Here is a 22518-nt window from a genome sequence, read left to right as displayed (position 1 = left end):
CATCTGCCAACATTGCTCGCCATAATATCCAGGCAGTGTCCCGTGAATAAAACGGAGTAAAAGTGGTAATGGGTCAGGAAAAGCTATACATCGAGAAAGAGCTCAGTTGGTTATCGTTCAATGAACGCGTGCTTCAGGAAGCGGCGGACAAATCTAACCCGCTGATTGAAAGGATGCGTTTTCTTGGGATCTATTCCAATAACCTTGATGAGTTCTATAAAGTTCGCTTCGCTGAACTGAAGCGACGGATCATTATTAGCGAAGAACAAGGTTCTAACTCTCATTCCCGCCATTTGCTGGGCAAAATTCAATCCCGCGTGCTGAAAGCCGATCAGGAATTTGACGGCCTTTACAATGAACTGCTACTGGAGATGGCGCGTAACCAGATCTTCCTGATTAATGAACGCCAACTCTCCGTTAATCAACAAAACTGGCTGCGTCATTATTTTAAGCAGTATCTGCGTCAGCACATTACGCCGATTTTAATCAATCCTGACACTGACTTAGTGCAGTTTCTGAAAGATGATTATACCTATCTGGCAGTGGAGATTATTCGTGGCGATACCATCCGTTACGCGCTGCTGGAGATCCCATCGGATAAAGTTCCGCGCTTTGTGAATTTGCCGCCGGAAGCACCGCGCCGACGCAAACCAATGATTTTATTGGATAACATTCTGCGTTACTGCCTTGATGATATCTTCAAAGGCTTTTTTGATTATGACGCGCTGAATGCTTATTCGATGAAGATGACCCGCGACGCCGAATACGATTTAGTACACGAGATGGAAGCCAGCCTGATGGAGCTGATGTCTTCCAGTCTGAAGCAGCGTCTAACCGCAGAACCCGTACGTTTTGTTTATCAGCGTGATATGCCTAACGCGCTGGTTGAAGTGTTGCGTGAAAAACTGACTATTTCCCGTTACGACTCTATCGTCCCTGGCGGTCGTTACCACAATTTTAAAGACTTTATTAATTTCCCTAATGTCGGCAAAGCGAATCTGGTTAACAAACCACTGCCGCGTTTACGCCATATCTGGTTTGATAAAGCCCAGTTCCGCAACGGTTTTGATGCCATTCGCGAACGCGATGTTCTGCTCTATTACCCTTATCACACCTTTGAGCACGTACTGGAACTGTTGCGTCAGGCCTCGTTCGATCCGAGCGTGCTGGCGATTAAAATCAACATTTACCGTGTGGCAAAAGATTCACGCATCATCGACTCGATGATCCACGCTGCGCACAACGGCAAGAAAGTGACCGTGGTGGTTGAACTACAGGCACGTTTTGACGAAGAAGCTAACATTCATTGGGCGAAGCGACTAACCGAAGCTGGCGTGCACGTTATCTTCTCTGCGCCGGGGCTGAAAATTCACGCCAAACTGTTCCTGATTTCACGTAAAGAAAACGGTGAAGTCGTCCGTTACGCGCATATCGGGACCGGGAACTTTAACGAAAAAACCGCACGTCTTTATACCGACTATTCGCTGCTGACCGCCGATGCGCGCATCACCAACGAAGTGCGGCGGGTGTTCAACTTTATTGAAAACCCATACCGTCCGGTGACATTTGATTATTTAATGGTGTCGCCGCAAAACTCCCGCCGTCTGTTGTATGAAATGGTGGATCGCGAGATCGCCAACGCACAACAAGGACTGCCCAGCGGTATTACTCTGAAACTGAATAACCTGGTCGATAAAGGACTGGTCGATCGTCTGTATGCGGCATCCAGTTCCGGCGTGCCGGTAAATCTGCTGGTACGCGGGATGTGTTCGCTGATCCCCAATCTGGAAGGCATTAGCGACAATATTCGTGCTATCAGCATTGTTGACCGTTACCTTGAACATGATCGGGTATATATTTTTGAAAATGGTGGCGATAAAAAGGTTTACCTTTCTTCCGCCGACTGGATGACGCGCAACATTGATTATCGTATTGAAGTGGCTACGCCGCTGCTCGACCCGCGCCTGAAGCAGCGGGTACTGGATATCGTAGATATTCTGTTCAGCGATACGGTGAAAGCACGTTATATCGATAAAGAACTCAGTAATCGCTACGTTCCCCGCGGTAATCGCCGGAAAGTTCGGGCGCAGTTGGCGATCTACGACTACATAAAATCACTCGAACAACCAGAATAACCTATGCCAATACACGACAAATCCCCTCGCCCGCAGGAGTTTGCTGCGGTCGATCTTGGTTCAAACAGTTTCCACATGGTTATTGCCCGTGTGGTGGATGGCGCCATGCAGATTATTGGCCGCCTGAAACAACGGGTACACCTGGCAGATGGTCTGGGGCCAGATAATATGTTGAGTGAGGAGGCGATGACGCGCGGTTTAAGCTGTCTGTCACTGTTTGCCGAACGCTTGCAAGGTTTCTCTCCCTCTAGTGTTTGCATTGTCGGGACACATACACTGCGTCAGGCACTGAACGCTACTGATTTTCTGAAACGCGCCGAAAAGGTTATTCCCTATCCGATTGAAATTATTTCCGGCAACGAAGAAGCTCGTCTGATTTTTATGGGTGTGGAACATACCCAGCCGGAAAAAGGTCGCAAACTGGTTATTGATATTGGCGGCGGCTCAACGGAGCTGGTAATTGGAGAAAATTTCGAACCGATTCTCGTCGAAAGCCGCCGGATGGGTTGCGTTAGCTTTGCCCAGCTTTATTTCCCTGGTGGGGTCATCAATAAAGAGAATTTTCAGCGTGCACGCATGGCGGCTGCACAAAAACTGGAAACATTAACCTGGCAATTCCGTATTCAGGGCTGGAACGTTGCAATGGGGGCTTCAGGTACGATTAAAGCCGCCCATGAAGTGTTGCTGGAAATGGGCGAGAAAGACGGCATCATTACACCAGAGCGCCTCGATAAACTGGTGAAAGAAGTATTGCGTCATCGTAATTTCTCGGCGTTAAGTTTGCCGGGTCTGTCGGAAGAACGGAAAACGGTTTTTGTTCCTGGTCTGGCTATTTTGTGTGGTGTATTTGATGCCTTAGCCATTCGTGAACTACGGCTTTCTGACGGGGCGCTGCGTGAAGGCGTTTTGTATGAAATGGAAGGACGTTTCCGCCATCAGGATGTGCGTAGCCGCACCGCCAGCAGCCTGGCCAACCAGTATCACATTGACAGTGAACAGGCCCGACGGGTACTCGACACAACTATGCAAATGTACGAACAATGGCGGGAACAGCAACCGAAGCTGGCGCATCCACAACTGGAAGCATTACTGCGCTGGGCCGCCATGCTGCATGAAGTCGGACTAAGCATTAATCATAGCGGCCTTCATCGCCATTCGGCGTATATCCTGCAAAACAGCGACTTGCCAGGATTTAATCAGGAACAGCAACTGATGATGGCGACGCTGGTGCGTTATCATCGTAAAGCGATTAAGCTCGACGATCTGCCGCGCTTTACGCTGTTTAAGAAAAAACAGTTCCTGCCGTTAATTCAACTGTTGCGCCTTGGCGTATTACTTAACAATCAACGTCAGGCAACCACGACACCGCCGACATTGACTCTGATTACTGATGACAGCCACTGGACGCTACGTTTTCCACATGACTGGTTTAGCCAGAACGCGCTGGTATTGCTTGATCTGGAAAAGGAGCAAGAATACTGGGAAGGAGTGAGTGGCTGGCGGTTAAAAATTGAAGAAGAAAGCACGCCGGAAATCGCAGCTTAATATGAAATGAAAACGGGCCAACCTGTTGCGTTGGCCCAAATGAATTACGCGCTTTCTCGAACAGGTTCTCTTTCAGCCGTAATCGCAATTAACGGCTGCGGTTCACCAATCAAAGAGCCTTGCAGGTAATCAATACCCAAAGAGTGTACGGCTTTGCGAATCTCTTCATTTTCAACATACTCCGCAACCACTTGCATTTTCTTCATTCGTGCCAGATGACAAATCGATGCCACTATCTGGTAATCCAGGCTATTCGAGGCAATATTACGGATGAAGCTGCCATCAATTTTTAATAAATTGGCATTCACATTTTTTAGCCGTGCATAGCTTGCGTATCCGGTACCGAAATCATCAATAGCAATCTGGCATCCTAACTCCTGCAGATGTTGTAACGTGTTTTGTGCCTGCTTAACATTGGTAAGGGCATTACTTTCGGTGACTTCAAAGATAAGCTGCCACGCCTCTATTTGGTATTTCGCCAATAACTTACTCATTTTAACAGGAAAGCGAGCCTGACAAACTGAAGTTGGCGACAAATTAATCGCAAATCGTTGGGCGGGCATTTTCTCTTTATTTTCCCCCATAAACTGCAATGTATGTTCGATGACCCACATGTCGATACTGGACGATAAGCCAAATTCATGCGCAACCGGCAAGAAATTATCAGGATTGATGAGTTCATCATTCTCCCCTCTCATACGCAGCAAAATTTCATGATAGACATCGCCGCGCACTCCAATAATTGGCTGGGCCATAAGGCAAAAATCGTCGTGCTCAAGCGCCTGCTGTAGCCGATTCATCATTGCCACTTTGTCTTTTAATTCTCGTTGCAGATACATTGCTCCGCGACGCTGCATATTTTCCGGGGCATTAGTCACTATAGAGAGTTCAGCAACCGTACTTAGCTCACCTAACAGCAAATAAATATGATTCACTGGCGAACGGACATAGCAATAGCTGACACCAATCTGTGGTTGCAATGGCATATCATCCCAAAAGAAACGAAACTGCTTAAGATGGTTATCCAATGCGATAATGCGCTCCTGGTGAGACTCTGTATTCAGTCGCAGCGCGAGATCATTGCCAGAAAGCTGATAAACGTCTTCTCCGGGTTCCAGTAAAGGTGCCAGCCAATGTGAAAGCTTTTGTTTGTATTGGATACGCAACATGATGCCATAGTTCTTTACCAGCATTTCCATACCGGGAATGCGTAAATAACATAGCGCGGACCAGGGCGCATCACGCAGCGCGCGATTCAAAGCGCGGATATTCGGCAGATGAACAACCGGGTCCACGTAAGCCAGTCGCTGAATGCGTCTGGTCACCGCTCGTTGACGCGTTGCCAGAACAGCCATGTAATTGACGATAAAAGAAAATACCAGATAGCTGGAGGAGGTTATGGTGAGTTGAGTGGTATACCCATGATAAAGGGGAATATAATTCTGGTAGCTATGAATACTGATCATCAGCACTATTGCCCAGAGCAACGAGATCAGCTTGTAGCCATAACGCATCGCTCCCCACATCATCAGCGGCAGCAATAACGACAAGGTATAGTTGGTGCTGAAAATTGTGCTTTTTTCATTTAAAGGCATACATAGCAGAAATAACAATGCGCCCAGAGCAAGCAACCACAGCGCGAACTCTTTTTTTGTAACTTTACTGTCAATCTGTTGTTTTAATTGAGAATAATAACTTCGTAAATAAAATGGATTTCGTACAGAACGAATGATGAAGTAGCAAAGCGGGACGCCTATCAGATTACCCACCAGCAAGGCCTGGTAATTGATTAAGGTTCCCAGATTTAAGGGCATGACGCCAACCAGATTTGTTCTGCTCGCCAGTAAACCTACAAACGCAGCAAACTGGAAGAGCACCAGAAACAACGTTGCAGGGAAAACAATCTGCCAAAAAATGCGCTGGGAAATTAAGCGGGTATCACCATGTGAAACGTTGTTACGCCGGGGCGTAAACACCTTATAGCCCCCCCAACAAAGAATAATAATGATAATGAAATTAACCGTTAACGAGAGCGTTTCATAAAAACCAAGTTCGGCATACTTACGAACAAAAATCCCTAAAGCAATACCTGGTAATGCTGCCCAGCTAAAAAACATCATCATGCTGATCATCAGCGCAAGCGGCAGATAAAAGAGAAAAACTTCACCAGAAGAAATATGTGCGAAAGTATTTATATGGGCGAAAACAGGCAAGATTATAGACGGCAGGATCAGCGGAAGCCCCCACCATTTATCACGTATATTTATATAAGTTGCATTCAATTTCATAGATGCTCAGCAGAACCCCCTACATCCTGAAAGGGTGTATTCAGACAGGCATCCCACCTGACTTCGATGGATGATTATTCATCGCTATTAAGGAGCATTGATTTTAAGTGTCATATGAAAGTTCCAATTGATATATATCAAACAAAATTACCCTAATTAATGAATTATTACGTTTATAATGTTAGCTCGTCATTATTACATCATTGTTGTAAATAATTAAATTAACTTCCATAACATTAAAACATGTATCAGCTAACGCTTTTTTACATAATGAACAATTGACCATTGCGTCTGGGTATGCCTTAATGTAAGTACCGTCCATGATATGGACATACCTTGAGGAACCCTTTGTGAGTCAGCCAACCAGTATGCGAAAACGACACCGATTTAACAGTCGCATGACTCGTATCGTATTGCTTATCAGCTTTCTCTTCTTCTTTGGCCGCTTTATCTACTCGTCCGTTGGCGCCTGGCAGCATCATCAGAGCAAAAAAGAAGCTCAGCAATCCACACTCTCTATCGAATCCCCGGTACAACGTTAGCGATTACCTTCGTCACCTTTACTGAACAAGACAGCTCAATACTGTCAGACACGGTTGCTCTTTGTTGTTATCAAAGCGGCAGGCATTTATTTATCTAAATTTTACCTCTTTGTCCTGATTTCGAATCATTCTGCAATAAGATGCAATGTATATTAGACATAATATATATGTTTTTATTATGCGTTAACGCGTATTTATTTACTCAATGAATTCAAATAAATTTAATCTATTCCTCCATAGTCTATACATTTACTTTCCTCTTTCGATGATCTTAAATGTCTTGTTTTTCGTAAAGTCTATAACAAGGAATAGTGATGAAATTTAAAAAATGTCTTCTGCCTGTGGCAATTTTAGCGTCATCCATGTTGGCAGGATGCCAATCAAATGCTGACGATCATGCCGCCGATGTTTATCAAACTGATCAACTGAATACCAAACAAGAAACCAAAACCGTTAATATCATTTCCATTCTACCTGCAAAAGTAGCGGTAGATAATTCGGAAAATAAAAGGGCAGCACAGACGTTTGGCGCACTGATTGGTGCTGTCGCTGGCGGTGTGATTGGACATAACGTAGGGTCTGGCAGCAATTCAGGTACTACTGCGGGTGCAGTTGGCGGCGGTGCCGTAGGTGCGGCTGCAGGTTCTATGGTGAATGATAAGACGTTAGTGGAAGGGGTTTCGTTAACCTATAAAGAAGGGACCAAGGTGTATACCTCTACTCAAGTGGGTAAAGAGTGCCAGTTCACAACGGGTTTAGCCGTTGTCATTACCACTACGTATAACGAAACACGCATTCAGCCAAACACAAAATGTCCTGAAAAAAGATAGCAATCAGGAGGACTCATGAAGAAAGTTTTTCTTTGCGCCATTTTAGCCGCTGTTAGTAGCTCGGCTTTCGCCTCTTCATTACAGGATCAACTTTCAGCTGTCGCTGAAGCTGAACAGCAAGGTAAAAATGAAGAGCAAAGACAGCATGACGAATGGGTAGCAGAGCGCAACAGGGAAATTCAGCAAGAGAAACAACGGCGCGCAAACGCTCAGGCCGCCGCCAATAAAAGAGCGGCGGCAGCAGCAGCGGATAAGAAAGCTCGCCAGGATAAACTCGACGCCGAAGTCACTGCGGATAAAAAACGCGATCAAAGTTATGAAGATGAGCTGCGCAGTTTAGAGATTCAGAAACAAAAACTGGCGCTGGCGAAAGAAGAAGCCCGCGTTAAGCGCGAGAACGAATTTATCGATCAGGAGCTGAAGCACAAAGCCGCGCAAACTGATGTCGTGCAATCTGAAGCTGACGCTAACAGGAATGTGACAGAAGGTGGTCGCGATTTGATGAAAAGCGTGGGTAAAGCAGAAGAGAATAAATCGGACAGTTGGTTTAATTAATCGATGTCAGTCACTTCAAGCCTATGATTCGTGAGGATTATAGGCTTTTTTATATTGCTGACTTTAGTCATCAATATAAAAAACCCTCTGTAGCAACAGAGGGTTTTGTTCATTCATAGTGCAGGAATTAAATCATTCCCACTCAATAGTCGCTGGCGGCTTGCCGCTGATGTCATACACCACGCGGGAAATACCGTTCACTTCATTGATAATGCGGTTGGAAACACGCCCCAGGAAGTCGTACGGCAGGTGCGCCCAGTGTGCTGTCATAAAGTCGATGGTTTCGACAGCACGCAGAGAGACAACCCAGTCATACTTACGACCATCGCCCATTACGCCAACGGAACGTACTGGCAGGAAGACGGTGAACGCCTGGCTGACTTTGTCGTACAGGTCCGCTTTACGCAGTTCTTCAATGAAAATGGCATCAGCACGGCGCAGCAGGTCACAATACTCTTTCTTCACTTCGCCCAGCACACGAACGCCGAGGCCCGGTCCCGGGAACGGGTGACGGTACAGCATGTCGTATGGCAGGCCCAGCTCCAGACCAATCTTACGCACCTCGTCTTTGAACAGCTCTTTCAGCGGTTCAACCAAGCCCATCTTCATCTCTTTCGGCAGGCCGCCCACGTTGTGGTGAGATTTGATGACGTGTGCTTTACCGGTTGCAGACGCCGCAGATTCGATAACGTCAGGGTAGATGGTGCCCTGCGCCAGCCACTTCACGTCTTCCAGTTTTAGCGCTTCTTCATCGAATACTTCAACGAAAACGCGACCGATGATTTTACGTTTTGCTTCTGGATCGTTTTCGCCAGCCAGCGCTGCCAGGAAACGCTCTTCTGCCGGAACGTGAATGATGTTCAGACCGAAACGATCGCCGAACATATCCATTACCTGTTCAGCTTCATTCAGACGCAGCAGACCGTTGTCGACAAATACACAAGTCAGGTTTTTACCGATTGCACGATGCAGAAGCATCGCGGTAACGGAAGAATCCACGCCACCAGAGAGGCCGAGGATCACTTTATCGTCGCCCACCTGCTCGCGAATGCGGGCTACAGCGTCGTCGATAATTTTAGCTGGCGTCCACAGCGCTTCACACTGGCAGATATCGCGCACAAAACGCTCCAGCATACGCATACCCTGACGAGTATGAGTCACTTCCGGGTGGAACTGAACACCATAGAAACGTTTTTCTTCGTTAGCCATGATGGCAAATGGGCAGCTTTCGGTGCTGGCGACGGTAACAAAGCCTTCAGGAATTGCTGTTACCTTATCGCCGTGGCTCATCCACACATCAAGCAGCGGCTTGCCATCTGCGCTTAACGCATCTTCGATACCACGAATCAGCGCACTATCAGTTTGAACTTCAACCTGCGCATAACCAAATTCACGTTCGTTGGAGGCTTCAACATGACCGCCCAGCTGCATTGCCATGGTCTGCATGCCATAGCAAACGCCGAATACCGGTACGCCTGCTTCAAAGACATACTGCGGCGCACGCGGGCTGTTTTCTTCGGTGGTGCTTTCCGGGCCGCCGGAAAGAATAATGCCGCTTGGATTGAAGTCACGAATTTGTGCTTCTGTCACATCCCACGCCCACAGTTCGCAGTAAACGCCCAGCTCACGCACGCGGCGCGCAACCAGTTGAGTATACTGGGAACCGAAGTCCAGAATGAGGATGCGATGCTTATGAATGTTTTCCGTCATTGACGCTTATTCCGAGGCAAGTGAAACAGATAATATAAATCGCCCGACATGAAGTCGGGCGAAGAGAATCAGGAGCCCAGACGGTAGTTCGGGGACTCTTTGGTGATGGTCACGTCGTGAACGTGGCTTTCCTGAATACCCGCACCGCTGATACGTACAAACTCCGCTTTAGTACGCAGTTCGTCGATAGTACCACAGCCGGTCAGGCCCATACAGGAGCGCAGGCCGCCCATCTGCTGGTGAATGATCTCTTTCAGGCGACCTTTATAGGCTACGCGACCTTCGATACCTTCCGGAACCAGTTTGTCGGCAGCGTTGTCGCTCTGGAAGTAACGGTCAGAGGAACCTTTGGACATCGCGCCCAGAGAGCCCATCCCACGGTAAGATTTGTAAGAGCGGCCCTGGTAGAGTTCGATTTCACCCGGGGATTCTTCAGTACCTGCCAGCATGGAGCCGACCATCACCGCGCTTGCGCCAGCGGCGATAGCTTTGGCGATATCGCCGGAGAAGCGAATACCACCGTCAGCAATAACCGGAATACCGGTGCCTTCCAGCGCTTCAACTGCGTCAGCAACAGCAGTGATCTGCGGAACACCGACGCCAGTAACAATACGGGTAGTACAAATTGAACCTGGGCCGATACCGACTTTAACCGCGCTGCAACCGGCTTCTGCCAGAGCGCGAGCGCCCGCAGCTGTTGCCACGTTGCCGCCAATGATTTGCAGATCCGGATATTTAGCACGAGTTTCACGGATACGCTGCAGAACGCCTTCAGAGTGACCGTGAGAGGAGTCGATCAGCAGAACGTCAACGCCTGCGGCAACCAGCGCATCAACACGCTCTTCGTTACCCGCACCTGCGCCAACCGCAGCACCAACACGCAGACGACCTTGTTCGTCTTTACAGGCGTTCGGTTTACGTTCTGCTTTCTGGAAATCTTTCACGGTGATCATGCCGATCAGGTGGAATTCATCATCAACCACCAGCGCCTTTTCAACGCGTTTTTCGTGCATTTTTGCCAGCACAACTTCACGGGCTTCGCCTTCACGCACAGTTACCAGACGCTCTTTCGGCGTCATGTAAACGCTAACCGGCTGGCTCAGGTCGGTCACAAAACGCACGTCACGACCAGTGATGATACCGACCAGTTCGTTTTCTTCGGTAACAACCGGGTAGCCCGCAAAACCGTTACGTTCAGTCAGTTCTTTCACTTCGCGCAGCGTCGTGGTTGGCAGAACAGTCTGCGGGTCAGTCACCACACCAGATTCGTGTTTTTTCACACGGCGAACTTCTTCAGCCTGGCGTTCAATGGACATGTTTTTGTGGATAAAGCCGATACCGCCTTCCTGAGCCAGAGCAATAGCCAGGCGCGCTTCCGTTACGGTATCCATTGCTGCGGAAAGCATAGGGATATTCAGACGAATGGTTTTCGTCAGCTGGGTGCTGAGGTCAGCAGTATTCGGCAGAACGGTAGAATGAGCAGGAACGAGGAGAACGTCGTCAAACGTCAGAGCTTCTTTAGCGATACGTAGCATGGGCAATATCTCGACCAGAGTGGTTAATAAATATTGCCGCGGCATTATACAGAGCGTAACCGTTTGCATCTACCCCTTTTTGCAAATAATGCTTGCGCTCCCCGGTCAGCACGTTACTATCGATTGAATAACCTGCTGATTTAGAATTTGATCTCGCTCACATGTTACCATCTCAATCCCCCGCAATTTTTACGGTTAGTCGCCTGAATCAGACCGTCCGTTTGCTGCTTGAGCAGGAGATGGGGCAAGTGTGGATCAGCGGCGAAATTTCTAATTTCACGCAACCGGCTTCCGGTCATTGGTACTTTACGCTTAAAGACGATACCGCCCAGGTACGCTGTGCGATGTTCCGCAACAGCAACCGCCGGGTGACCTTCCGCCCACAGCATGGGCAACAAGTTTTAGTTCGCGCAAATATTACGCTCTACGAGCCGCGCGGCGACTACCAGATAATCGTCGAGAGTATGCAGCCTGCCGGTGAAGGGTTGCTGCAACAGAAGTATGAACAGCTCAAAGCGAAATTGCAGGCTGAAGGTTTGTTCGATCTGCAATACAAAAAATCACTCCCCTCCCCTGCGCATTGCGTTGGTGTGATCACCTCAAAAACCGGTGCTGCGCTACATGATATTTTGCATGTGTTAAAACGTCGCGATCCGTCTCTGCCGGTGATCATCTACCCCACTGCCGTTCAGGGCGATGATGCACCGGGGCAAATTGTTCGCGCCATTGAACTGGCGAATAAGCGCAACGAGTGTGACGTATTGATCGTCGGGCGCGGTGGCGGTTCGCTGGAAGATTTATGGAGCTTTAACGACGAACGCGTTGCGCGGGCGATTTTTGCCAGCCGCATTCCGGTAGTCAGCGCCGTCGGGCATGAAACCGATGTGACGATTGCCGACTTTGTTGCTGATCTGCGTGCGCCAACGCCGTCAGCCGCCGCTGAAGTGGTGAGCCGCAATCAACAAGAGTTACTGCGCCAGGTGCAATCGGCCCGTCAACGGCTGGAGATGGCGATGGATTATTATCTCGCCAACCGCACGCGTCGCTTTACGCAGATTCATCACCGATTACAGCAACAGCATCCGCAGCTCCGGCTGGCACGCCAGCAAACCATGCTTGAGCGCCTGCAAAAACGGATGAGCTTTGCGCTGGAAAATCAGCTTAAACGTGCCGGACAGCAACAGGTGCGATTAACACAGCGGCTGAATCAGCAAAATCCACAGACGAAGATTCATCGCTTGCAAACGCGCATTCAACAACTGGAATACCGTTTAGCAGAAACCCTGCGCGCACAGCTTAGCGCCACGCGTGAACGTTTCGGTAATGCGGTGACGCATCTGGAAGCGGTTAGCCCACTGTCAACGCTGGCGCGCGGCTATAGCGTCACCAGCGCCGCAGATGGCGCGGTGTTAAAGCAGGTGAAACAGGTAAAAGCGGGCGATACGATGACCACGCGTTTAAATGATGGCATTGTGGTAAGCGTAGTGAGCAACGTGACGAAAACCCGCAAACCACGCAAAAAAACGGCTAATCCGTAAGACCTCGTAGGCCGGATAAGATGCGTAAGCATCGCATCCGGCGCTGGCTCCCGGCACATACCTGATGCGGCGTAAACACCTTATCCGGCCGACTCACTAACGCCATACCCGCATGATCGTCACTGGAAACAGGTAGCAAACCCCGGTGTTTTACTCGCCTCAATACCGCAATCCTGGGTACCATTTTGTTCAAACATACCACAATACAACACCCCGGCTCGATCGGTTGAAAAATATGGGAAGTCTTTAGGAGACGAGGGCCACCCTAACGAATTAAAACTGTCAGATAACGCGCCTAGCTCGTTATATGTCGGCGCACTGTTCATACTACCGCACTGTTTCTGAATATCCCATTTTACTGAATCCACAACATGAGCCAGCCCCCACGTTTCGTTATTGATATTAGGTGTTCCAGCGGCCTGTGCACCTGTAGGTAACTCAGTCAACAGCAATGGTCGATGTAATGTTTTACCTTTCACCACTACCGTGTCTGCCATGTGTCCCCAGAAGTGCGCAGAAGAAACATTGGGACTGGTTAATACGGTGAAAATAGTGTCCATCGTTGCTGTCAATGTTGGGTACTCATCCAGTGTTACCGTTAGTGGTGTTTTATAACCTGGCGTATTATCCTGGCGAACCGTAAAGCTTGCCGTGCCGTCTGCCCCCGTCACGCCACTGATCTTGTCCCCACTGGCAGCTAACAGGGTAGCCGCTCCTGATGATGACTGAATGGTAATATCATCCATTGCTGCCACATTACCATACAACGTCGCCCCCGTATTACGCGGCGAAGCATCGCCGCGTTTCAGGGTAAAGGCCACGTTCGGCACCGGTTTCCCGGCGCCGTCTTTGACCGCCACGGTCAACGGCATCGCCTCGCCTTTTTTCACGACCGCCGCCTGATAAGCGGCATCAAACGCCGTCGATGTGAGCGTCACGTTCGATACGGAAACGTGCGGATGCACCAGGCACGCCTGGAAGGCGCGAGATTTATTCGTAGGCAATTGCTCCGTATACAGATCAATTGACTCGCAAGCATTCGTACCTGGCTTCGGAGGACAGGTGGCGTTGGTCCACCACGCATAGCCACCCTGTTTCACCGGCCAGCCAATCGCGTCCACGATGCTGCCATTCGGATAGCGATCGTATAACGATTCAAGTTCATCCAGCGACGGATGGCGCGCATCTTCACACGGGTCAACATCGGGGTTACTTCTTTGTCCTATCGAATAGAGCGCAGGCCAGTCTTCATTATTATATTTCACCGCACTGACATTCATACCTCCGCCAGTGGTTGCGCCTAATTCAGCCAACAGTTTTGGCCGCTCAAACTCTGTACCGTCTGCGCCGCTCACCGTTTCCGGCATATGGCCCCACATGTTTGCCTTCGGAGTATCCGGGCTGGTGACGACGCTGAAAATCACGTCAACCGAGGCGGTTGGCCTCGCACTGCTACCCATTGCCGTGGCGCTTATCGGCGTTTTCAACCCGTTCGAGTTGTCCTGGTGGAGATTCAGCGTTGCCTGCCCCTGTGCATCAGTCTGAATAAACAAATAACTGTCATTGCTCTGCCCGTTCATGGTGGCATTCTGCATAGACTGCGCCGGGGCGAAGGTATCAAATACTAAATCATCGGTGTTAGCGCTACTGGTGGCATCCGCCCCCTGGCGGTTTTTACTGACGCCGCGCATAATGCCCACCGACTCATATGGCGCAGGCGATCCATCGGCGAGCGTAACCTTGATTGTCAGAGAAATCGGCATCCCCTTATGCGCCTTTCCGGCAGACTGCGCGCTGTCCCAATTTTCCGGGGCGACGGACAGGGTAATATTACCCACCGATTCAGCTTCGTTCAGACAGGTCTGAGAATACGTCTCAGAAGAGGTGTAACTTATCAGCCCAACGAGCCCTGCCCTGAGATCGATAAAGTTATAGGAAGGACTGGTCGAGCTTGCACTCGAAGAGACCGTACGCGACCAGAAAAACGGTTTCGAAGGCGCGGATTTATCCAGCGGCCAGCCCTGTTCTGACTCTATCGCTCCTGAGGGATATGCTTCATATAATGATTGCAAATCGTTGATAGTAGGAAGCTTATCTTTACATCCGCCCTGTGCGCCACTCAGCGCATTGTTAATAGTGAGCCGCTGCCAACTCTCGTTATTGATGAGTAAGGAAACCGAAGAACCGGCTTCAGCTCTTAACAACGGTCGATGAAAGACCTTCCCATTTTTCGCGGTTAAGGTTTCCGGCATATGTCCCCAGAAGTTCGCGTCTGGCGTATCCGGGCTGGTCACGGTAGTGAAAATAGCACTCAGGGTGTTTGATGTGATTCCCCGACCGTCATCGATTTCTGCTGTTAGTGGGATACGCGTCCCCTGGCCTTGATACTGCTGCCAGAAAGTCAGAGTGAGCGTACCCTCGCCGTCGGTCATGCTGTAGTACTTCTCACCGTTGTCGAGATAGATACTGGGATTATTGTAGCTATCGTGTATATAAATCAGTGATCCCTGATTGGTGATTTTGCTTTTATTAGTCGAATTAGAAATACGAGGCTCCGTGATAGCATGATTCAGGGTAATCGGCACATCACCTTTAGGATTCCCCTGGGCATCGCGCGTTGTCACCGTCATGGTGATCAGATCGCCAGTCTTTGTGTAGTTGGTTCTGACTTTTACTGCTTCAAAACCATCATATTTCGCCGTCTGGGCTGAACTCAATTCGATGGCGCTCGCCACTGAATTGGCCGTCGTCTGACAGGTCAGATACCCCATATCGGCTGACGCCAGGCTACTACTGGTGCCGTCATTCAGTTTCACGCTTTTATATTTACGATCGCTGTTGCTCTTCTCATCCGGTGTGCTGGAATCATAATTTTTCAGCACTGGCCAGCCATCAACTTCATGTCCATGCCAACTGCCGGAGAGCGCAACCAGTGCGGAATGAGAAGGAATATAGTCAACGCCGCAGCCATTATTTTTGGTATTTCCTGCCTGAGCTTCGGTAAACATGGCCCAGAATTCATTATCTTCTTCAGGCGATTTGCGTTTTGCCGCAGGGCTACCAGTTAACTCAGCGAACAACAGTGGGCGTTTAAAGGTTAACCCTCCAGCCTCCAGCGTTTCTGGCATATGCCCCCACATTTTGGCTTTTGCGCTATCCGGGCTGGTGACCACGGTGAAGATGGTATCTAGCGTCGCTTTTTTGGTCGGTTCGGAGTAGAGCGCGGCGGTGAGCGTCGTTTTGGTACCGTGAGTATCCGGGCGAGTAATATTGAGAATTTTGCTGCCGTCGCTGCCAGTCATACCGGTATAAACGGTAGTGGTATCGTTTAGCGTCACTTCATCAGGCTGACCGCCATCGACAACCACGGAAGAAACGATGCCATCGCCACTGCCTGCCGTATGGCGCTCGCCGGAACGGGTATAGCCATCGCCGCGCCCGAGGGTAAACGGCATATCCGGCATCGGGTTGCCTGCCGAATCTTTTATCGTCACCCTCACCTGTAGCGTTTCGCCTTTTTTCAGTTTCGCGGCACTCAGAGCGCTGGTCCATTGCGCCTGATCTACTGCCTCCAGAGTAATACTGCTGGCTGAAGGGTTCGCCGTGGTCAGGCAGCTCAGATAAATGGGCAACTCGTTGTTATTCACCACCCTGCCGTCATTCAACCAGTTGGCGTAGAGATGCGGCACTTTATCAGCGGGCGTGCTGCTCCAGTACTCTTCGTCCTGAGTTGGCCATCCGTGAACGGTCTGAATCGCGTTGTTGCTGTTGGCTGCATACAGCGCAGCCAGTTGCGTCCTACGCGGAACTTTATTTATTTCACAACCTCCGGCAGCGGAGTTTTCGATATCCGTCTGCGCCACGCGCACCCACTCTTCGTTATTTTCAGCCTGCGATCTCTGCCCGCCGCTCACTTCCGAGATTAATTTCGGGCGAGTAAAAGTCATAGAGTCAACTTTTATCGTGTCATCCATATGTCCCCACATTTTCGCCCCTGTTACATCGGGGCTGGTAGGTACAGTAAAAATCACATAGTAGTTTACCGTGTTTGGCAGTGCGGAATTGGTGGGGGTAACGATGAGTTTGGTTTTTAAGCCTACTCCCTGTGGCTGCTCAATAATGACCGTCGCCACGCCCCGTGCGTCTGTAATACCGGAGTAAACCATTGAAGACTGCGCAGTGCCATATTGCATACCGTTCAGCGTAATTGCCCCAGAGGTAGGATCGGTATAGCCGGTTGATAGCTCTTCACGGTTCAGACTAATATCTTTGGTAATCGTAAAAGCGGCATAAGGAACAGGGGCATTATTATTAACCCCATTGACGGTATGTACCGTCATGGTGATTTTCTCCCCCACTTTCGCTTTAGCAAGCTGCGAATCCGGCGAAATATCTCTGTCAGTATTCACTACCACGTGTGCCACCAGTTCGTTCGCCGAACAGGTAAGATAATTTGGTTTAAAACCCGAATAGGTGTCGACGTTCCCCGTCGCCAGATCAACAGATGTGTGTGTATCGGGCAACTGTGCCGCAGAGAGATAATCGTAGTTTACCGTTGGCCATCCGAACTCCGTGCCGATAGTGTTACCCTGGTGGCCTGCATATAAACTCTCCAGCGAGATTTGCGACGGAATATGTCCCACGCCACATTCCGCTTGCATGCTGGTTTTCTGGTCAAATAGCGCCCAGTCTTCGTTATTTTCACGCACCGAACCGATTTCATGGGTCGTTTCATCCGCTAACCGCGGACGTTTGTAGAGATTACCAGCTTCGATAATACCTTTACTCATATGTCCCCACATGCGGGCATACTCACTGTCCGGGCTGGTGACAACAGTGAAGATGACATCTTTGGCATCCGTTGCGCTGTAATTACTGCGCATAGCCGCCGTAAGATGCGTTTTTACGCCAACACCATCGGGCTGGCTTAGCGTCAGTGTGGCCTGGCCATTGGCATCTGTAATGCCTTCATAATTATGCGCATCGACCTGTCGCAAATTTGCACCACCAGCTATTTGTACCGGATGCGCTTCCCAGGCAGGATCAGATTGATTCTTACGGTTAATACCATCATCCAGATGCAGGGAAAAATAGTAATAGGCTAACGGCTGATCGTTATTTTTACTGTCAGTGATGGTCAGACGCATGACTGCGTTCTCGCCAACATGTGCTTTCATCGCCTGCGCCGTATCGTCAAAATTTGCAGGCGTCAGGACAATTTTCGGCTCCACATCAGGCGCTTCTTTATCGACACAACTGACCAGAAACCGGGCACTGTCTGACATTTGCGACTCGCTGCGATTAGAGACATCTGCCGCATGGTGCTGCCCGGTTATCCCCGCCAGCGACGACCAGTAATAATCCCCCTGCATTGGCCAGCCGGCAACCTCCTGGATTGAAGTCGGAACCACCGTTGCCATCGCGCCAAACTGGCGCATTCCCGGCAGAATCTCGCAATGGTTATCGGCCCCACTCCAGCTGAAGGTTGACCAGGTTTCGTTATGGTCACCAACTGTGCCATCCTCATTACTCACTTCCGCTGCCAGTTTCGGGCGACTGAAGGTGTATTGCTGGGCTTTCAGCGTATCCGCCATATGCCCCCACATATTGGCCTGCGGTACGTCAGGGCTGGTGAATACGGTAAAAATAACTGCCGTTTCGCTGGTTTGAGTAATTCCCGGCAGGCTGACCACCAGCGGCGTTTTCACCCCCGGCCCCGCAGGCTGAGTTACGGTGATGGTCGCAGTACCGTTGAAATCCGTCGTACCGCGATACTCCGTCGACGTAGTGGTAAGTTCCGTGCTGTCCAGGATGACCGGATCGTTATTATTTGTCGCCCCCTGTCGGTTTAAGGCGTCTTTCCGTTTAATAACAAAGGGAATCTTTCCTGCCAGGTTACCCTCACAGTTTTTAGTGGTGACTGTTAAGGTTATTGAACTGCCGACGGTGGTTTTTGCTGCCTTTAGCGAATCATCAAAATCGCTGGCGTTCACCGTCACTAAATCACCCTGGGCTGGGGCAATATTGAGCGTAACCTGCTTTTCATTGAGCAATACCGCGCCCTGATTCGGCACGCCGGTAAAGGTAAAGAGATTCAGCGTCGGGAGCGTTTCTTTAGGGTCAAACTGCGGGATCGCCACCAGCTTATGTCCCGCAAGGTTTTGTGCGCAGAAGGAGCGATCGGGGCGAGGTTGTGGATTAAGTGGCACATCAGGTGTGGCAGCCTCTGCCCAGACCAGCGAGACGGCAGGCAACGTCTGGTTTTGCCAGCGCAGCAATGGCGGGTTATTGAACATGTCGCCTTCGGTGTCGCTCGGGTTAATTAACATCATACTGGTCGCGCTGGCGTCAACGCTGAAGCTACTCGGGGTCGCAGCACTGGCGACATCATGCTCTTTGGCGGGATCAAGCTGGACGCTGCCCTGATAAACGGGCACGCTGGCGCTGTCTGCTATGGGAGGAGTACCGTTAATAGCATCGGTTGAAGCATCTGATTGTTGCCACTGCCCGCCTTTTAAGGCCGCCACTGCAGGCGCAATCAGAGATAGCATTAAAACCGCCGTTATCGCTTTTATCAGTTTCAAAGTCCCACCCATGATTGAAACCTGCCCGTTTAAAGTTTCGTTTTCACCTCAACCCACTTTGCTTAACGCTGGCTAAGCAAAGTGCGCGGAAAAACACCATTCCCTTACGGGAATGGTGCTGGAAACGATTATTTTCTCTGGTAGTCGATAGATAAGCCGTAGCCCTGGACACCATCGTTGCCGAGGACAACGCCACTTCCGGCAAAATCGAACGCGGTTTTCGCTTCCGCATTGGTAACAGGGATAACCAGGTCGCTGTTGTTATAAGTCGGATTAACAAGACCACCGGCTGTGCCCAACTGGAGGCTGGTTCCGGTAAAGCGCCAGCGATAGTTGTACTGGCTGGTAACCTCTTCGCCTGCATCATAAGTACTGTTGTTGTTTTTATCTTTCCACAACATGACTTGATAGGTGGTATTCGTTTTGAGTTTCGTCGCTTTACCCAATAGATTCGTATTGATGTCTTTTTCGTGAATTACGACATGAACTGCATCATCGAACACCGGACCTTCAGGAATATCATCGCTGTCAGAACCACCGCCTGCATTGGTGGAGAGGTCAAGCATCACAACCTGGTCCGCAACGTTCGGATCACCGGTTGTCGTGGTTGGCGTGATCTTCAAGCCTATGTATCGATCAGCATCCGCAGCCGCGATGGTATATGTATCGCTCCCTACGGTACCAATCTCTTTAGGATCCGCTCCTGACTGGTCGCTATAACTCATCCACTGGAGGGTTGCTTTAGTCGCTGTGTTATTGTCATCAAGGTCCCCCTGGGTATCACCAATCGCCCAGCTGGCTGTCAGTGTGTCACCCACATGAAACTGCTTATCACCGTCCGTTGTGACCGTGCGGCTGCCACGATCAATAGCAATAACGACATGTGATTTATCAGCGTCGCTCGTTTCTGATGCGCTACGAGTGATCCACGGCACGGTCCCCTGAATGGTGCCGGTACTTTGTGATTCTGATTGCCACTGACCCGCCCTGAGATTACCCTGCCCTTCAGCCATCGCGGCAGGGACTGCACAGTATCCCGCTAAAGCCAGCACCAGCGCGACTTTCGTCATCGGCCGCGTTAAATGATTGTTCATTCAATTCTCTCCTTGATTAATATCCAGCACGCCGATCTAATGCTTGCTGTAAACCACACGTAATCCATACCCCTGCACGCCATCTTCTTTTTGGGCGCCAAATTTCTGTACGGCCTCTTCGTTAGTGGCAGGGATGACAATATCTTCATTACTGGTATTCGATTGCGCTCCGGTGTAGCCATTGACGCTGTGCCCGGTAAACTCCCACTGGTAGTCGTATTGCGCCATTTCCTCTTCCGTCAGTTTTTCCGACTGCTGGAAAACGCCATCGTTGTTGGCATCGCGCCACAAGACAAAGCGATAGGCATTATCAACAGGCAAATGCTCTTTCTCATTGCCGACAAGATTGACAGGGTTAGTTGCAGATACACGGTAGATAAAGGCATTTACATCATTGCCCCCCGCGCCGAGGAAAGTCACATCTACATAGTTACTGTCGTCATACGGCGCGGCTCTCGCTTTCCAGCGGAAAGTACCGGGTAACGTACTGGAGAGCGTAACGGTGCCTTTTTCTTTATCCTGCTTAGCGATAAAGACGCAGGGATTCTCGGTTGAACAGGGTTTATTGGTGAGCGTAACTTTTTTATCCTGCGCATCGTAAAGCTGCGGCGAAAGGTTATCTTCTGGCAGTGCATTGCCGTTACGGTCAGTGTCATCACCAAAGCTGTCAGTGACGTCGAGATCCATCACCACACCATCGACGCCGTCTGCCTGGGCGCTGGCTTCGTGGCTGTGATTGTTCTCATCCGGCACATCTGCGATGTTGTTGACGATCAGCTCAATTTTACGATCCTGCTGCACGGTGATTTCCACCACACCGGAGTTTTGCCGGTTGCCCTTTTCATCTTCCAGCGCCAGACGCACGCGCCAGGTATTGAGTTTTTCCTGTTCGGCGGGATCGGAGCTGTACTGCCAGGCGGGCAGCACCATATTCCAGTGGTTGTTGTTACCTTCAGTGATGGTATTCGCTTTAACAACAGGCATCACCAGCGTGCGCGCAGCGTTGTTTTTCGCCTGCCACGAGGCGGCGACAATTTTGTAATGGTGGTTGATCAGCGCGTTGATGGTCCATTTACATTTTTCCAGGCCAACCGCTTCCTCTGGCGTGTCTTTAATCACGCATTCCGGGTGCTCATTGGTGGCGTCTGCTTTAAGCCACAAGGTGACATCAAGTGGGTCTTTTTCTTTGTATTCCAGCACGATAAAGTTATTACGTTCGACGAAGTCATGGCGGCTGCCCATCAGCGAATGAGCGACTTTGACGTTATCGCTATTCAGTTGATCTTTTAGCGGAACACCGAACTGATAGTTAATCGTGGCGTTAACACTAAGATCACTGTTATCTCCGGTACCTGCTTTATAGTCCGTCCCGACCGTCAGTAACGGAACGGGTTGATAGTTCACGCCGAGCGTCACTGCATAGGGATCTTTTTCTAAATTATCGGTGCCGAAGAGCGCCACTTCATCACCATAATATTGCTCGAAAACAATTTTGCCCCCCAGCTGCGGATAAGAAGGTAACCAGGCTTCCGCCCGGATATCCCAGCCACGTGCGGGTCGTTCTAAATAGAAATCAAAATCTTTTGAATCTTTCCAGTCTGAAAGCGGATGATAATAGTTACCAGAAAATTTTAAATAATCCGTCCAGGCTTCTGTTCCTAAGCCTAAACGGCGATGTCCGCGGGTGAAATCATAATCATAAAATATATTCCCCCCCAGAAGCCATTTATCAAAATTATGTCTTACGCCTAAACCTATATTACCTATCGTGCGCTCTTCTTTTCGTTGCGCAGAAAACTGACTGAAATAGACCGTGCTCTGATTATCATACCAGGGGACAAAATAGTCGATTGAACTGCCGTCCAGATCGCCATCCTGACCGATGGAAAGGTTAGAACGAACTTTACCATAAGGAGAAAGCGCACCTTCGATATAAGACTGTGCGGATGATGTGATTTGCCCTTGCAGATAGCTTCTCGCCAGGGATTCAAGCGCTTCTGGAGTCAGGTTCTCGAAGCCCTGCTGGGCGGACTCGGTAACGTAATTGGCACCACGTTCCTTGACGGATTTGCCTTTGTTACTTTGTTCTTCTTGTTGAGCAGCTTCGCTTGCCAGATCAGGTAATGAAGATTCGCTTTGCTTAATATTTATCTCCGGTGCTG

At 49.8% G+C, this 22518-nt stretch carries 13 protein-coding genes; 6 read left to right on the top strand and 7 right to left on the bottom strand.

The features are described from left to right. Positions 1-68 precede the first annotated feature (68 nt). Together ppk1 and ppx are read left to right on the top strand one after the other, a co-directional pair. Positions 69-2135: a polyphosphate kinase 1 gene (ppk1, locus tag D9741_RS14075; protein ID WP_130207473.1), complete on the top strand. Its 2067-nt coding sequence runs from the start codon at positions 69-71 to the stop codon at positions 2133-2135. Between the two features lie 3 nt (positions 2136-2138). Beyond that, positions 2139-3680, top strand: a complete 1542-nt coding sequence (ppx, locus tag D9741_RS14070) for an exopolyphosphatase (protein ID WP_130207475.1) — start codon at positions 2139-2141, stop codon at positions 3678-3680. 44 nt (positions 3681-3724) lie between these two features. Here the strand turns inward: ppx and D9741_RS14065 are convergent, their stop codons facing one another. Both D9741_RS14065 and D9741_RS23370 read right to left on the bottom strand, forming a co-directional pair. Next, a complete protein-coding gene (locus tag D9741_RS14065; protein ID WP_130214593.1) occupies positions 3725-5968 on the bottom strand; it encodes a sensor domain-containing phosphodiesterase in 2244 nt (747 codons plus the stop codon). Positions 5969-6149: 181 nt separating this feature from the next. Continuing rightward, on the bottom strand, positions 6150-6290 hold the full coding sequence (locus D9741_RS23370) for a hypothetical protein (protein ID WP_165383135.1): 141 nt from the start codon (positions 6288-6290) through the stop codon (positions 6150-6152). Between the two features lie 28 nt (positions 6291-6318). Between D9741_RS23370 and D9741_RS14060 the strand changes: the two genes are divergently transcribed. The 3 genes from D9741_RS14060 to D9741_RS14050 all read left to right on the top strand — a co-directional run bounded on the left by D9741_RS14060 (position 6319) and on the right by D9741_RS14050 (position 7895). Further along, a complete protein-coding gene (locus D9741_RS14060) occupies positions 6319-6510 on the top strand; it encodes a YfgG family protein (protein ID WP_165382789.1) in 192 nt (63 codons plus the stop codon). Positions 6511-6821: 311 nt separating this feature from the next. Beyond that, positions 6822-7340, top strand: a complete 519-nt coding sequence (locus D9741_RS14055) for a glycine zipper 2TM domain-containing protein (protein ID WP_165383134.1) — start codon at positions 6822-6824, stop codon at positions 7338-7340. Between the two features lie 15 nt (positions 7341-7355). Further along, on the top strand, positions 7356-7895 hold the full coding sequence (locus tag D9741_RS14050; RefSeq protein ID WP_130214597.1) for a DUF5384 family protein: 540 nt from the start codon (positions 7356-7358) through the stop codon (positions 7893-7895). A gap of 132 nt (positions 7896-8027) precedes the next feature. On the opposite strand, the gene guaA is transcribed toward D9741_RS14050, so the two are convergent. Both guaA and guaB read right to left on the bottom strand, forming a co-directional pair. After that, positions 8028-9605: a glutamine-hydrolyzing GMP synthase gene (guaA, locus tag D9741_RS14045; RefSeq protein ID WP_000138266.1), complete on the bottom strand. Its 1578-nt coding sequence runs from the start codon at positions 9603-9605 to the stop codon at positions 8028-8030. A 68-nt stretch (positions 9606-9673) separates the two neighbouring features. Further along, a complete protein-coding gene (gene guaB / locus D9741_RS14040) occupies positions 9674-11140 on the bottom strand; it encodes an IMP dehydrogenase (RefSeq protein ID WP_001296289.1) in 1467 nt (488 codons plus the stop codon). 161 nt (positions 11141-11301) lie between these two features. Here guaB and xseA point away from each other — a divergent pair, with 161 nt between their 5' ends. Continuing rightward, complete coding sequence (gene xseA, locus D9741_RS14035) at positions 11302-12678, top strand: exodeoxyribonuclease VII large subunit (protein WP_130214599.1); 1377 nt, start codon at positions 11302-11304, stop codon at positions 12676-12678. Positions 12679-12797: 119 nt separating this feature from the next. Here xseA and D9741_RS14030 read toward each other — a convergent pair whose 3' ends face one another. The 3 genes from D9741_RS14030 to sinH all read right to left on the bottom strand — a co-directional run. After that, the gene (locus D9741_RS14030; protein WP_130214601.1) at positions 12798-19274 is read right to left on the bottom strand and encodes a DUF823 domain-containing adhesin; all 6477 of its coding nucleotides are present in this window, start codon (positions 19272-19274) and stop codon (positions 12798-12800) included. 116 nt (positions 19275-19390) lie between these two features. Further along, complete coding sequence (locus D9741_RS14025) at positions 19391-20356, bottom strand: SinI family autotransporter-associated protein (protein WP_130214603.1); 966 nt, start codon at positions 20354-20356, stop codon at positions 19391-19393. A gap of 36 nt (positions 20357-20392) precedes the next feature. Then, positions 20393-22518, bottom strand: a 2126-nt coding sequence (gene sinH, locus D9741_RS14020; protein ID WP_130238356.1) for an intimin-like inverse autotransporter SinH, incomplete at its 5' end; no start/stop codon positions are given.

This window comes from Escherichia sp. E14V7 (assembly GCF_004212225.1).
Lineage (GTDB): Bacteria > Pseudomonadota > Gammaproteobacteria > Enterobacterales > Enterobacteriaceae > Escherichia.
The sequence above is the reverse complement of the archived record's forward strand: the minus strand, read 5'-3'. Positions and strand labels throughout refer to the sequence as shown.

Bases quoted from the DNA above. Each gene is read 5' to 3' on its own strand.
- D9741_RS23370 (WP_165383135.1), bottom strand. From the start codon at position 6,290: ATGGACGGTACTTACATTAAGGCATACCCAGACGCAATGGTCAATTGT.
- ppk1 (WP_130207473.1), top strand. From the start codon at position 69: ATGGGTCAGGAAAAGCTATACATCGAGAAAGAGCTCAGTTGGTTATCG.
- D9741_RS14025 (WP_130214603.1), bottom strand. From the start codon at position 20,356: ATGAACAATCATTTAACGCGGCCGATGACGAAAGTCGCGCTGGTGCTG.
- D9741_RS14030 (WP_130214601.1), bottom strand. From the start codon at position 19,274: ATGGGTGGGACTTTGAAACTGATAAAAGCGATAACGGCGGTTTTAATG.
- D9741_RS14050 (WP_130214597.1), top strand. From the start codon at position 7,356: ATGAAGAAAGTTTTTCTTTGCGCCATTTTAGCCGCTGTTAGTAGCTCG.
- D9741_RS14065 (WP_130214593.1), bottom strand. From the start codon at position 5,968: ATGAAATTGAATGCAACTTATATAAATATACGTGATAAATGGTGGGGG.
- ppx (WP_130207475.1), top strand. From the start codon at position 2,139: ATGCCAATACACGACAAATCCCCTCGCCCGCAGGAGTTTGCTGCGGTC.
- xseA (WP_130214599.1), top strand. From the start codon at position 11,302: ATGTTACCATCTCAATCCCCCGCAATTTTTACGGTTAGTCGCCTGAAT.
- guaB (WP_001296289.1), bottom strand. From the start codon at position 11,140: ATGCTACGTATCGCTAAAGAAGCTCTGACGTTTGACGACGTTCTCCTC.
- guaA (WP_000138266.1), bottom strand. From the start codon at position 9,605: ATGACGGAAAACATTCATAAGCATCGCATCCTCATTCTGGACTTCGGT.